A 14,162-nucleotide genomic window follows, 5' to 3' on the forward strand; every position below is an offset into this window, starting at 1 on the left:
TTATTACTTAACGATTATTGCCAGCGAGCTAAGAACCTATAAATTTCTTTGCTGTTCTATCTGCTCAACAGGCTGAGTTTTCAGGCTGGACTGAGCTTACTGTGCTGCAGAAACTTCACTGTCTTCCTCAGCTAAGCTAGAAGCTTCAGGGACAACAACCGGTTCTTCTGAAATGTCCCTACTGGTGTCTAGCCAGTCACGTAGGTTTTGCCAAACCAATCCCATAGTCTCGTGCCAGTAACGCTCGGTTTGCTCAAGGTAGAGCGCCTTAGGCATGTACTTATTCCAAGGCTCAACAATCCCTTCTTGTGCAAGATAGTTTGTGGGTGCAGGTAATGGATCCATACCTGCAGCATTGAACTCATTCAATGCACGAGTCATATGACTTGCAGAAGTCACCAATACCATTCTCTTGTGCTTAACAAACGCAGCAGCTTGGCGGGCTTCTTCCCAGGTATCTTTTGCTGTCTCAAGCAAAATGATGTCTGGTTTTGCTACGCCGAGGGCCAAGGCAACCTTAGCCATCATTCTGGCATTGCTCACTTCAGTGCCTCCCCCGTAACCAGACAAAATGAGTTTGGCACCAGGATAAAGACGTAGAATACGAATTCCTTCACTCAAACGCATCAAACCGGTGCGGCTAAGCTCTGATGTAGGCGGGATTTGGTCGTCTACGACGTGACCACTTCCAAGCACCATCACGTAATCGACGGTATCGTCGACGGGTAAAAAAGCGGTGTGTTGCCTTTCCATTGGCATTAAAAGTTTGCTAGAAACTGGCTGGAAAGCGATTAGGAAAATACCACAGAGGGCTGAAAGGGTAATTAGGCAACCCGTCTTCCTGTTGATAGTAAACATCACTAGGGCTAAACCCAGAAAGGCGAGAATTAACATTGCTGGCAGTGGCATCAGTAACGAAGACACTACTTTTTTCAGCTCAAACATATCCGAATAGTCCGAAAAAACATCACTTAGTAGTAAAAAGAGACATCGCCTCTTTATTCCTGAAATTCCTGTGACAGAATAGCAGGCACGATAGGACATAATAACTCAAGTAGCCGTGACTGAAGACCGTAATTTCGACGATATTGCCCACAAATTTGCAAAAAATATCTACGGCTCTGACAAAGGAGAGATCCGTCAAGTCATTGTATGGGAAGATTTAGAGCAAGCTTTGAGCAAATTTGAGCATTCATCTTCACCGTTGCATGTGCTTGATGCTGGAGGGGGACTTGCACAGGTGTCGCAAAAAATTGCCGCACTTGGACATAACGTGTCTTTATGCGATCTCTCATCTGAGATGCTTAAACTCGCAGAAGAGAGTATCTGCGAAGCGGGTTTGTTAGAGCAGTATCGATTTATTCATTCACCGGTACAAAAAGTGGCAGAACACCTCGATGAGAAAGTCGATTTTGTGATGTTTCACGCCGTAATGGAATGGTTAGCCGACCCAAAAGAGGCGCTTGATTTATTGCTTGAACAAGTTAAACCGGGCGGCGTTGCCTCGATAATGTTTTACAACCACCACGGATTAGTCCTGAAAAATGTGATTTGTGGCAACATTCCTCATGTATTGAATGGGATGCCACATCGAAAACGGTTTAAGCTGCAACCACAAAAAGGCTTGAAGCCGGAAGAGGTTTATCAATGGATAGAAGACGCTGGTCTAGAAATCTGTGGTAAATCAGGCATTCGCTCTTTCAGTGACTACATAGGTAATATGGAGTACATGGGCGATTACCAATTTGAAGATGTATTGGAACTGGAAAAACAGCTATGTCGCCAAGAGCCATATCTGTCACTAGGCCGTTATATTCACGTTTGGGCTCAAAAACCTGCGCAATAACAGCGGTGAATGTGGTAAAAGAAGCCACAACATGCGCTATGCAATCGTAAGAAGCCCGCGTCATAAAGAAATAGGCGTCATATCTAATACATTCGATATGACGAAGAACAGTAACAGGAACCACAATGAGTGAAATGACTCAAACTGCCGAAGAGCAGCCAATTGATGAGTTGGTGGGCTGGGTCAAGCAGCATGATTTTTCATTAAACTTGCCACCAGAGCGCTTAGCATTTTTGATTGCTATCGCAGTACTAAGCAATGAAAGGTTCGATGAAGAGTTGGGCGAGGGTGAATTGCACGATGCATTTACCATCGTCACTCGACTGTTTGAAGATACTGGCGAAGCGTCTGCGTTTCGTGCCAACAACGCCATCAATGAGTTGGTTAAACAGAAGTTGATTAGCCGGTTTACTAGTGAGATCACCGACGGTGCAAGTATTTATCGTCTTTCTCCAATTGCGATCGGAATTTCAGATTATTACTTACGTCACCGTCAATTCTCTAAGTTAAAACTGTCGATTCAACTTTCGATGGTTGCAGATGAGATGGCAAAAGCTATTGAAGCAGCGCAAAAAGGTGGAACTCCAGGACATTGGAGAAAGAACGTTTACGGTGTGCTCAAGTATTCTGTTGGTGAGATTTTCGATCAGATCGATCTTAACCAACGTGTTATGGATGAGCAGCAGCAAACCGTTAAGCAGCAAATTGCCGACCTTTTAAACAAAGATTGGCGAGAGGCGATTAACAACTGTGAAACCTTGCTATCAGAAACCTCGTCCACGCTAAAAGAGTTGCAAGACACCTTGCAAGCGGCGGGTGATGAACTGCAAACACAGATCCTCGATATTCAAGAAATTGTTTACGGTGATGATGAACTCGAGTTCGTTGGCGAAACCCTGTTTGGCTTGCAGATGAAGCTCGACCGAATCACAAGTTGGGGCCAACAAGCGATCGACTTATGGATCGGCTACGACCGCCACGTTCACAAGTTTATTCGTACCGCGATTGATATGGATAAAAACCGTGCCTTTAGCCAGCGCTTGCGTCAGTCAGTCACTGACTACTTTGATGCGCCGTGGTTATTGACCTACGCCGACGCTGAGAAGCTGACGGACCTTCGTGATGAAGCGCTTGTGCTTCGTGATGACGAAGTGATGGGACAAGCACCAATCGACGTAGAGTACGAAGAATTTGAGCAAGTGAATGACCTGCTTTCAGATCGAATTGCAGAGATGTTAAAAGCTCACAAACAGCAAGGCGCGCCAATTGATCTTGGCCTTGTGTTACGCGATTACCTCGCTGCACACCCTCGCACACACCATTTTGATTTAGCCAGAATTGTTGTCGACCAAGCCGTACGCTTAGGTTACTCAGAGTCTGACTATCAGGCTATTCAGCCAGATTGGCAGGCAATCAACGATTTCGGTGCAAAGGTACAAGCAAATGTCATTAACAAGTACTGATGATTACATGCCAGAGAAACTGGTAAAAGCGATAGCGAACCCGCTGTTTCCTGCGCTAGACAGTATGCTGCGTTCAGGTAAGCATATTTCAACAGAAGATCTAGATAACCACGCGTTACTTTCTGATTTTGAAGTTGAGCTTCAGCATTTTTATCAACGCTACAACACCGAGCTTGTGAAAGCACCGGAAGGCTTCTTTTACTTGCGTCCGCGTTCTACGTCTCTCATTGGTCGTAGTGTGTTGTCTGAACTAGACATGTTGGTTGGCAAGGTATTGTGCTTCTTGTACCTAAGCCCAGAACGTTTAGCGCACGAAGGCATTTTCAACAACCAAGAGTTGTTTGAAGAGCTAATGGCGTTAGCGGATGAGAAAAAACTCATGAAGCTAGCAACCAATCGTGCCTCTGGTTCTGACTTAGACAAAGAAAAGCTCTTTGAAAAAGTACGTACTTCTTTGCGTCGTTTACGCCGTATCGGCATGCTGATTGCGATTGGTGAAACCGGCAAGTTCCGTATCAGCGAAGCGGTATTCCGCTTTGGCGCTGACGTTCGTGTTGGCGATGATATGAAAGAAGCGCAATTACGTCTTATCCGTGATGGTGAAGCTGTGGTTCATACCCAAGAACCTAACCAAGGTAGCTTGTTGAATGAAGAACAAGCGGAAGCTGTATCAGAAGTAGACGAAAACGGTCAACAAGACATTTTTAACGATCAAGCTGACTTTGACCTTGAGTCAAATGATGGCGAACAAACAAAAGTAGAAGGTGAAGCATGATTGAAAGAGGTAAATATCAATCATTAACCATGGTTAACTGGAACGGCTTCTTTGCGCGTACTTTTGATATTGATGGATTGGTTACAACACTTTCTGGCGGTAACGGTGCAGGTAAGTCGACCACAATGGCGGCATTCATCACTGCACTTATCCCCGACCAAAGCCTTCTGCATTTCCGTAACACGACGGAAGCGGGCAGCTCACAGTCGTCTCGTGATAAAGGCCTTTACGGTAAGCTTCAACCTGGCGCATGTTATGCGGCGCTAGATGTGGTGAACTCTCGTAATCAACGCCTGTTGTTTGCAGTAAAACTGCAGCAAGTTGCGGGTCGTGACAAGAAAGTAGACATCAAGCCGTTCGTTATCCAAGGCCTTCCTAGCCATGTGAAACCAACGGATGTGTTGATTCAGAATGTTTCAGACAGCCACGCTCGTGTATGTCAATTGAACGATGTGAAAGCAGCAGTTGCACAATACGAAGGCGCTCACTTTAAAGCATTCTCTTCTATTGTTGATTATCACTCACAGATGTTTGAGTACGGTGTAGTACCGAAGAAACTGCGTAACAGCAGCGACCGTTCTAAGTTCTACCGTCTAATTGAAGCATCACTTTACGGTGGTATCTCAAGTGCGATTACACGTTCTCTGCGTGATTACCTTCTACCGCAAAATGGTGGTGTGAAGAAAGCATTCCAAGATATGGAATCAGCACTGCGCGAAAACCGCATGACGCTAGAAGCGATCAAGACAACGCAGTCGGATCGTGACTTGTTCAAGCATTTGATCACTGAATCAACGAACTATGTGGCAGCGGATTACATGCGCCATGCCAACGATCGTCGTAACAAGCTAGATCAAACCATGAAGCTTCGTGGTGAACTGTTTGGTTCTCGCGAAACCTTGCTTGATCAAAACAACCTGCTGAATCGTGTTCAAGAAGAACTTGAACTGCTGGTCGATCAAGAGTCTGCGCTAGAGCAAGATTATCAAGCGGCTTCAGATCATCTTCAACTGGTTCAAACTGCACTTCGTCAGCAAGAGAAAATTGCCCGCTACAGCGAAGATCTAGAAGAGCTTAATGAGCGTCTAGAAGAGCAGATGATGGTGGTTGAAGAAGCCCAAGAGCGAGTACTTCTTGCTGAAGAACAGGCTAACATTACTGAAGAAGAAGTGGATAGCCTGAAAACTCAGTTGGCTGACTATCAACAAGCTTTGGATGTTCAACAAACTCGTGCATTGCAATACCAACAAGCGGTTCAAGCATTAGAGAAAACGAAGCAGTTACTTGGTGATGAATCTATTACCGCAGAAAGTGCATTAACTCTGGTTTCTGAGCTAAAAGCCCAACAAGAATCAAGCACGCAAACGCTACTGTCTACTAAACATAAGCTAGACATGTCATCTGCTGCGTCTGCACAGTTCGACAAAGCGTTATCTTTGGTTAAAAGCATTGTTGGTGGCGTAGACCGTAAAGAAGCATCCTACAGTGCTAAGCAGGCGTTAGAAAAAGGCCGTAACGCAAAACACGTTGTTGAAAATGAACAACAGTGGCGTGCTCAGCACCGCGACATGGCTCGTGACGTGGCACAACAACGTCAAGCAAAAGAGCTTGCGACTGAATATCAAAAGCAACATAACATCTCACTGACTGACGAAGCGGTTTTCGACGAAGAACGCGAACGTCATGCAATGCAGATCGAAACGCTTGAGTACGCTCAAGAAGAGCTGCGTGAAGCGAAGAGTGAGCAACGTCGTGTGCAACAAAACCACGATCAAGAGATTCAAAAACTTGAGTCCATTGCTCCTGCGTGGATCACGGCAAACGATGCGCTTGAAGCACTGAGAGATCAAACCGAAGCTGAGCTAGAAGATAGCCAAGCGGTGATGACTCAAATGCAGCAAGTGCTTGAAGATGAGAAATCTCAAGCGGTAGCAAAAGATCAGTTGGCTACGCGCCGAGCTGAACTTGAGCAAGAGATTGAGCGTTTAGCTTCTCCAGGTGGCTCTAACGATCCTCGTTTGAAAGGTCTGGCGGATACGCTTGGTGGCGTGTTGCTTTCTGAGATCTACGATGACATCACGATTGGTGATGCGCCGTACTTCAGTGCGATGTACGGCCCAGCTCGTCACGCAATTGTGGTTTCTGATCTTGATGGTATTAAAGAGAAGCTGGTGGATCTTGATGATTGTCCAGAAGACCTTTACATCCTAGAAGGCGATGTCGACGCGTTTGATGACAGTTCATTCAATGCCGATGAGCTTGAAGGCGCAGTGTGTGTTCAGCTGAACGATCGCCAAATGCGTTACTCTCGTTTCCCTGAGATCCCACTGTTTGGCCGTGCGGCTCGTGAACAACGTCTAGAGAAATTGCGCGAAGAGCGTGACGTTGTTGTTGAGAACCACGCGAAAGCAGCGTTTGACTCTCAAAAGCTGAATCGCCTATACCAAGCATTCAACAGCTTTGTTGCGAAGCACCTGCACGTTGCGTTTAACGCAGACCCAGAACAAGCACTTGCTGCGATTCGTGATAAGCGTAATCAAATTGTTCGTTCTTTGGCTGAGTTGGATTCTAAAGAACAGCAGCAACGCAGCCAACTTCTACAAAGCAAGCAAGCACTTGGTGCGCTAGACAAACTCGCGCCTATGGTGCGTATTTTAGAAGACGAAACCTTAGCTGAACGCCTTGCTGAACTAGAAGTACAACTTGAGCGTTTGAGTGAAGCGAAGTCTTTCTTGAACAATCACGGTAAAGCACTTAATTCATTGGAGCAGGTTGTTTCTGCACTAGATGCAGACCCTGAGCAATTTGAAGCGCTAGAAGCGGAATATCAACAAGCTGATAAAGCGCTACAAGCTCTAAAAGGCAAAGTATTCGCACTGTCTGATTTGATTGAGCGTCGTCACTACTTTGCTTACGCAGATTCTGTTGATTTACTTAATAAGAGCAGTGAACTGAGCGAGCAACTTAAAGCGAAACTGGTTCAAGCAGAACAAGCGAGAACCAAAGGCCGTGATGGCTTGAAGCAAGCTCGTGAACAGATGAACCAGTACAACCAAGTATTGGCTGCACTGAAGAGCTCGCATCAAGCGAAGCAAGAAACGGTTCAAGAGTTTAAGCAAGAGCTTCAAGAGTTCGGTGTAAACGCTGATGAAGGCGCTGAAGAACGCGCTGTACGTCGTCGTGACGGGCTTCAAGAGCGCCTACACACCTCTCGTAGCCGTAAGAGTGAATACGAGCGCACGATTACGTCAACAGAACTTGAGATGAAAGCACTGGCTAAGCGTCTTAAGAAAGTACAGAAAGAGTATACAGAGCTTCGTACCTTTGTGGTTGCAGCCAAAGCAGGTTGGTGTTCAGTACTTCGCTTAGCTCGTGAGAATGACGTTGAACGTCGTCTCCACAAGCGCGAACTGGCTTACCTAACGGCTGGCGAACTTCGTTCAATGTCGGATAAATCATTGGGTGCGCTACGTTTGGCGGTGGCTGACAATGAAGATCTACGCGATTCGCTACGCCTATCAGAAGACAATGCTCATCCAGAGCGTAAGGTACTGTTCTATATTGCGGTTTACCAACACCTTCGTGAGCGTATTCGCCAAGACATCATTCATACCGATGATCCGGTTGAAGCAATCGAAGAGATGGAAGTTGAACTGGCTCGTCTAACAGAAGAACTGACCCAGCGTGAAAACCGCCTAGCGATCAGTTCTGAGTCGGTAGCTAGCATCATCAAGAAGACGATTCAGCGTGAGCAGAACCGTATTCGCATGCTGAATCAAGGCTTGTCTAATATTTACTTTGGTCAGGTTAAGGGCGTACGTTTGAACGTTAAGATCCGTGAAAGCCACGAGATCTTATTGTCCGGGCTCGCTACCCAGCAAGAGCAACATAAAGACCTGTTTGAAAGCACCCGCTTTACCTTCTCAGAAGCAATGGCGAAGCTGTTCCAGCGTGTTAACCCACATATCGATATGGGTCAACGCTCTCCACAGGTTCTGGGTGAAGAGTTACTGGATTACCGTAACTACCTAGAGTTAAGTGTAGAAGTTAACCGTGGTTCAGACGGTTGGTTACAAGCTGAATCGGGCGCACTTTCTACGGGTGAAGCTATCGGTACGGGTCAATCCATTCTGTTGATGGTTATCCAAAGTTGGGAAGAGGAGTCTCGTCGACTTCGTAGTAAAGATATCGTCCCATGTCGCTTGTTGTTCCTTGATGAGGCAGCACGTTTGGATGCAAAATCTATCTCAACACTGTTTGAGCTTTGTGATCGTCTAGGCATGCAACTTTTGATTGCAGCCCCAGAGAACATTAGCCCTGAAAAAGGCACAACCTATAAATTGGTACGTAAGGTCTTCAAAGATCACGAACACGTGCATGTTGTTGGCCTGCGTGGTTTTGCGCAAAATAAACCAGCATCTCCGGTTCAAGAGCTTATCGAGGAAGCTGAGCAGTAAGTTCGATAATGGCCGAATGATATTTGTTCAAAGCCCCTAACCATTAGGGGCTTTTTTGTACCTCACATTTAATTTTTTCAACTGAATGCCTCCAGTTCAATCTTCTCATCGATACTGATAAGACCACTCATACCTTATGGTTATTATCAATGGAACTTGTTTGAGGTCACACGTACAAGTCCACAAATAATGTATGGTAATGCCATGAGTCTAATAATGTTAACGATATTGTATTGCTTATATTTTTAATTGTTGATAACTCGCGTGTGCGAAAGGTAAAGGTAGGACTAAGGTATGATTCAAATCGTCATTGATGGAAAATTTCGAATCGTTGAACAAGGGCAAACCGTTCTTGAGGCAGCAAAAACATGTGGTTTAGAGATTCCATCGTTATGTGGTTTGAACAAAACAACGGACAAAGTGCCGTGTGATTTGTGTGTGGTTGAAGTGGATGGGATGGGCGTGACACGTTCTTGTGAGCTTGAGGTAGCCAATGGCTTGAACATCACCACTCAATCTAAACAGCTAACGTCTCATCGACAAGATGCGCTGAATCGTATCATGGCAGACCACTACGCTGACTGTGAAGCACCGTGCCAAACCGCCTGCCCTGCGGGTGTCGATATCCAATCTTACCTCCATCATATTGCGCAAAATGATCACATCAAAGCGATTGAAGTGATCAAAAAGACATTGCCAATGCCGCTTTCAATTGGTCGTGTGTGTCCTGCTTTCTGTGAAACCGAATGTCGTCGTAACTTGGTCGATGAATCCATCGCGATTCGTCAGCTAAAACGACATGCAGCCGATGCCGATCTGGCCGCTCAAGAGAGCTACATGCCAGCGAAGAAACCCAACAAAGACAAGAGTATTGCAATTGTTGGTAGTGGCCCTGGTGGCTTAACAGCAGGTTATTACCTATCTAATGAAGGTTATGATGTCAGTGTTTACGAATCGATGCCTAAAGCTGGTGGTTGGTTGCGTTATGGCATTCCTGAGTATCGCCTACCGAAGTCGATTCTAGATAAAGAAATCGAGCTCATGTGTCGTAACGGAATGGCAGTAGAGTGCGATAAGAAGCTTGGTGTTGATTTCACCTTGTCAGATCTTAGCCGTGATTTTGATGCGGTTTGCTTAGCCGTTGGCGCGTCGCAAGCGGTTGAAATGAATTATCCGGGCAGCGAGCTTGGCGGTTGTTATCTAGGCGTCGATTACTTGAAAGATTACGTGACCGCTCAGCAGTATGTCACTGGTAAAAAGGTTGCAGTGATCGGTGGTGGTAATACCGCGATTGATTGCGCTCGAACCGCAGTTCGTGATGGTGCTGATACCACGCTGATCTACCGTCGTACTCGAGATGAGATGCCTGCAGAAGATTACGAAATCGAAGAAGCTGAGCATGAAGGCGTGAAGTTCCATTTCTTAACTAACCCTGCAGAAAACATAGCCGATGAAAATGGTCATGTATCAGAAATACGATTAGAGCGTATGGCTTTGGGTCCGGCTGATGCTTCAGGTCGTCGCAGTCCTAGACCAACGGGCGAGTTTTTTGTTGAGGCTTTCGATACTGTGATTGCCGCCGTGTCGCAAAAGCCTGATCTTAGCTTTATGGACAATGAGTCACTAGAAATCCCGTTAACGCGTTGGAATACTGCGGACGCTGATCCGCGAACCATGCATACCGGAACCGGTAATATATTTAGTATCGGTGATTTCCGGCGAGGTCCTGCAACCGCGGTTGAAGCGGTGGGGGATGGGCGTATTGCTGCACAAGCGATCGATCGCTTCTTCCATGGTGATATGGAAAATATTCCGGCTAAACCGTTTAACTCAAGAAAGCACAAACAGCTCAAAGCGGTAGATCCTGAGCAATATCAGTCGATACAACGCATGGCTCGTAAAATCATGCCAGAGCTCACCCTAGAGCAGCGCGAGCAAAGTTTTGAGGAAGTAGAAACAGGCTTTGATAATGCCGATGCCATTGCTGAAGCAGCAAGGTGTTTAGAATGCGGCTGCCAAGCTAATACCGATTGCGACCTACGAGACTACTCGACCGAATACAAAGCAACGCAAACCCATCCAGAATACAAAATCGATGTGGCTTCGAATGAGAGCTGGCAGGCGATACGTGCAGAAGAAGCGAAGGTCGGTTTAACAAGACAAAAATTTTCAGTCGATGATAGCTCAGAATTTATTATCTTTGACGCCAACCGCTGTATCAGTTGCGGCCAGTGTATCCAAGCGTGTCGAGAACAGAATGTCCATGGCGTTTTAAGCTTTATGAACCAATCCGATGGCAAACCTGCATCAAGACCCGAATGTCGCCCTAACTTTGGTGCGGGCAAGACCTTAATGGGCGACTCAAACTGCGTTCAATGTGGATCGTGTATTCAGGCGTGTCCGACCGGTGCAATGGTCGATGCTCGTGATAGAAAGCAGGGAGACACAGACGTACTTAAGAAAGTCGATACCATCTGCACTTATTGCGGTGTCGGCTGTAAGCTAACCATGCATATCGATGAGCAGAAAAACAAAATCCGCTATATCGAGGGCGGCGATTCTCCGGTTAATGAAGGCATGTTGTGTGTTAAGGGGCGGTTCGGCTTCGACTTTGTGGGCAGTCATGCGCGTTTAACCACACCACTAATTCGTAAAGATGGCTGGTTGCAACCTGCAAGCTGGGATGAAGCAGTCAAGCTTATTGCCGAGAAGTTTACCGCGATTAAGCAAGGCTTTGGCAGTAACGCTTTGGCGGGTTTTTCGTCGGCTAAAACCACCAACGAAGATAACTATGCGTTCCAAAAATTTATACGTCGCGAGCTAGGCACCAATAACGTCGATCACTGTGCGCGCCTTTGTCACGCATCGACTGTTACTGGCTTAGAAGCTTCGCTGGGCAGCGGGGCGATGACCAATGATATTCCAAGCATCAAGCACTCAGATGTGATCTTTATTATTGGCTCAGACACGACTTCAGCACACCCAATTATTGGCTCGCATATCAAACAAGCTGTGAGACATGGTGGAGCGAGATTGATCGTTGCCGATCCAAAACGAATCGATATTGCTGACCATGCTGAGCTTTACTTAGCGCACAGACCGGGTACCGATGTGATGCTGATTAATGGTGTGATGCAACAGATCATCAAACACGGTTGGTATGATCAAGAGTATATTGAAGATCGTGTCGATGGCTTTGATACCTTGCTGCAAGAGGTGATGTCACCAAGCTACTCTCTCGATAAAGTGGAGCTGGTGACTGGCGTTAAAGCGGAGGATATCTTTGCGATGGCGCGCTTGATCGGTACGGCAAAACGTACTGCGGTGTATTACTCCATGGGTATCACGCAACATACCACTGGCCACGACAACGTTCGCTCGATTGCTAACCTGCAACTCTTGTGTGGCAACATCGGTATTGAAGGTGGTGGTATCAACCCACTGCGTGGCCAATCCAATGTTCAAGGTGCGTGCGACATGGGCGCATTGCCAAACAACCTGCCAGGCTATCAGAAAGTGTATAACCCAATGGTTCGCCAAAAGTTCGCGATGGAGTGGGGCGTTGCTGATTTACCGGCTGAAACAGGCTTAACGCTGACCGAGATCATTGATGGTGCGTGTCATCGAGATGTTCGTGGCCTGTACGTAATGGGCGAGAACCCAGTGCTGAGTGACCCGAACCAAGCGCATGTGATTGAAGGTCTTGAAGCGTTAGATTTCCTCGTGGTTCAAGATATTTTCTTAACCGAAACCGCTCAATATGCCGATGTGGTTCTGCCATCTTGCTCGTTCGCTGAAAAGTCAGGTCACTTTACCAATACTGAGCGACGCGTTCAGCGTATTAACCCAGCGGTGCTACCTCCAGGTGACGCGAAAGAGGATTGGGTGATTATCCAGTTGCTTGCTAATGCGATGGGCGGTGGTTGGAGCTACGATTCGGTTGCGGACATTACCAATGAGATAGCACGTGTAACGCCACAGTATGGTGGTTTACGTTGGGAGAACATAACGGTTAATGGCGTACAGTGGCCGAGTAATAAGAACAACCCAGACGGCACTCGCATCATGCACCAAACCCAATTCACTCGCGGGCGTGGTCAAATGGAAGCGATTCCGTTTCGGTATGCGGCAGAGCTGCCGGATTCAGAATTCCCATTAGTGCTAACAACGGGGCGGGTATTGGAGCAGTTCCACACCGGAACCATGACACGTAAAACCAAAGGGCTGGATAACTTAGCAGGGCCGCGTGCCATGGTGAGTGTTCATGATGCTGAAGCGCTAGGTATCTCGAATGGTCAGGTGATCAAAGTATCAACTCGTCGTGGTGAAATCGAAATCGCAGCGTTTGTGACTAAGCGAATGCAAATGGGCGTGGTGTTTATTCCATTCCATTTCGTAGAATCACCGGTTAACCGTTTGACTACCACTGCGACAGATCCGCATGCCAAGATCCCTGAGTTTAAGGTAGCGGCTGTGCGTATTGATCCTATTCGCGAGACTGAGAGTGAAGTAACAGAGGCTTAATCATATTAGCTAGGTGACGATGGCAGGCATTAAAAAGCCGCGTAACTCTCAGAGTTATGCGGCTTTTTTGTTGAGCTCTAATTAGGTATCAAGTGACCTAGTCAGTAAATAGCTTAGTTCGGAACAATCTCGTTACCGTGAACACCGAATTGCTTAGCGGCGTATGCAACGCGCTCTGCAGCTTTTGGGTATTCGGCGGGTGTGCCTATGTTTTCAATATGGTGTAAGCGAGGAAGCAAACCCGCGCCGTTTGCAATCTGTATTGCTAACCCAGGACGAGCGTTGAGTTCCAGTACCATAGGGCCCTCTTCTTGGTCTAAAACCATGTCAGTACCCATGTAACCAAGACTTGTCATTTCCCAAGCGCTTGATGCAAGAGTTAGCAGCTTTTCCCAATGCGGTACTTGAAGTAGCGCCAGTTCTTTACCGGTATCTGGGTGGTGAGTCACAGGGTGGTCAAACTGGACCGCACGGACGGCTTTTCCGGTAGCAATACAAATACCAACTCCCACAGCGCCTTGGTGTAAGTTTGCCTTGCCGTCAGAAGCAGAAGTGGAAAGGCGCATCATAGCCATCACAGGATAGCCTTTGAATACGATGATTCGTACATCGGGCACACCTTCATAACTAAAGCCATCGAAACACTCGTCAAACTTGATGAGGTTTTCAACTACGGCTACGTCGTTCTTGCCACCCAGAGAGAAAAGGCCCGCTAGAGCGTTACTGATATGGCGTTCTACATCTTCTTCATTGATGGTTGAACCGGATGGCTTGGTATAAACGCCATCCTTGTGAGATGTCACAACAAGGATGCCTTTACCACCACTACCTTGAGCTGGCTTGATTACGAAACCCGGCCACTCTTTAACCATCTTGTGGATTGTTTTCACTTCAGCTTGATGACTAATAACACCAATCAATTTCGGTACAGTTGCGCCAGCCTGTTCTGCAATGATCTTAGTCTTAAGCTTGTCATCAACGAGTGGATACTTGGAACGATCATTGTAGCGACCAATATAGCTATGGTTACGCTTGTTCATTCCCATTATGCCTTTGTCTTTCAACCTAAACGGTGAAGTAAACTGATCAAACATAAC

The 14,162-nt window shown here is 46.7% G+C and carries 7 protein-coding genes; 5 read left to right on the plus strand and 2 right to left on the minus strand.

Annotated features, from left to right (window positions below; translation table 11 throughout):
• Window positions 1-96: 96 nt before the first annotated feature.
• The gene (gene elyC / locus WR49_RS00910; protein ID WP_046222751.1) at window positions 97-945 is read right to left on the minus strand and encodes an envelope biogenesis factor ElyC; all 849 of its coding nucleotides are present in this window, start codon (window positions 943-945) and stop codon (window positions 97-99) included.
• Between the two features lie 115 nt (window positions 946-1,060).
• On the opposite strand from elyC, the gene cmoM reads away from it, so the two are divergent.
• The 5 genes from cmoM to fdhF all read left to right on the plus strand — a co-directional run bounded on the left by cmoM (window position 1,061) and on the right by fdhF (window position 13,065).
• Complete coding sequence (gene cmoM / locus WR49_RS00915) at window positions 1,061-1,846, plus strand: tRNA uridine 5-oxyacetic acid(34) methyltransferase CmoM (RefSeq protein ID WP_046222752.1); 786 nt, start codon at window positions 1,061-1,063, stop codon at window positions 1,844-1,846.
• Between the two features lie 125 nt (window positions 1,847-1,971).
• A complete protein-coding gene (gene mukF, locus WR49_RS00920; protein WP_046222753.1) occupies window positions 1,972-3,309 on the plus strand; it encodes a chromosome partition protein MukF in 1,338 nt (445 codons plus the stop codon).
• The gene (gene mukE / locus WR49_RS00925) at window positions 3,290-4,084 is read left to right on the plus strand and encodes a chromosome partition protein MukE (RefSeq protein ID WP_046222754.1); all 795 of its coding nucleotides are present in this window, start codon (window positions 3,290-3,292) and stop codon (window positions 4,082-4,084) included. The genes mukF and mukE overlap by 20 nt, the downstream gene beginning before the upstream one ends.
• A complete protein-coding gene (gene mukB / locus WR49_RS00930) occupies window positions 4,081-8,541 on the plus strand; it encodes a chromosome partition protein MukB (protein WP_046222755.1) in 4,461 nt (1,486 codons plus the stop codon). Before mukE ends, mukB begins: the two co-directional genes overlap by 4 nt.
• A gap of 294 nt (window positions 8,542-8,835) precedes the next feature.
• Window positions 8,836-13,065, plus strand: a complete 4,230-nt coding sequence (gene fdhF, locus WR49_RS00935; protein WP_046222756.1) for a formate dehydrogenase subunit alpha — start codon at window positions 8,836-8,838, stop codon at window positions 13,063-13,065.
• Window positions 13,066-13,178: 113 nt separating this feature from the next.
• On the opposite strand, the gene WR49_RS00940 is transcribed toward fdhF, so the two are convergent.
• Window positions 13,179-14,159, minus strand: a complete 981-nt coding sequence (locus WR49_RS00940; RefSeq protein ID WP_029626774.1) for an alpha-L-glutamate ligase-like protein — start codon at window positions 14,157-14,159, stop codon at window positions 13,179-13,181.
• Window positions 14,160-14,162: the final 3 nt, after the last annotated feature.

The organism is Vibrio sp. ECSMB14106, from assembly GCF_000972265.1.
Taxonomy (GTDB): Bacteria; Pseudomonadota; Gammaproteobacteria; order Enterobacterales; family Vibrionaceae; genus Vibrio; species Vibrio kanaloae.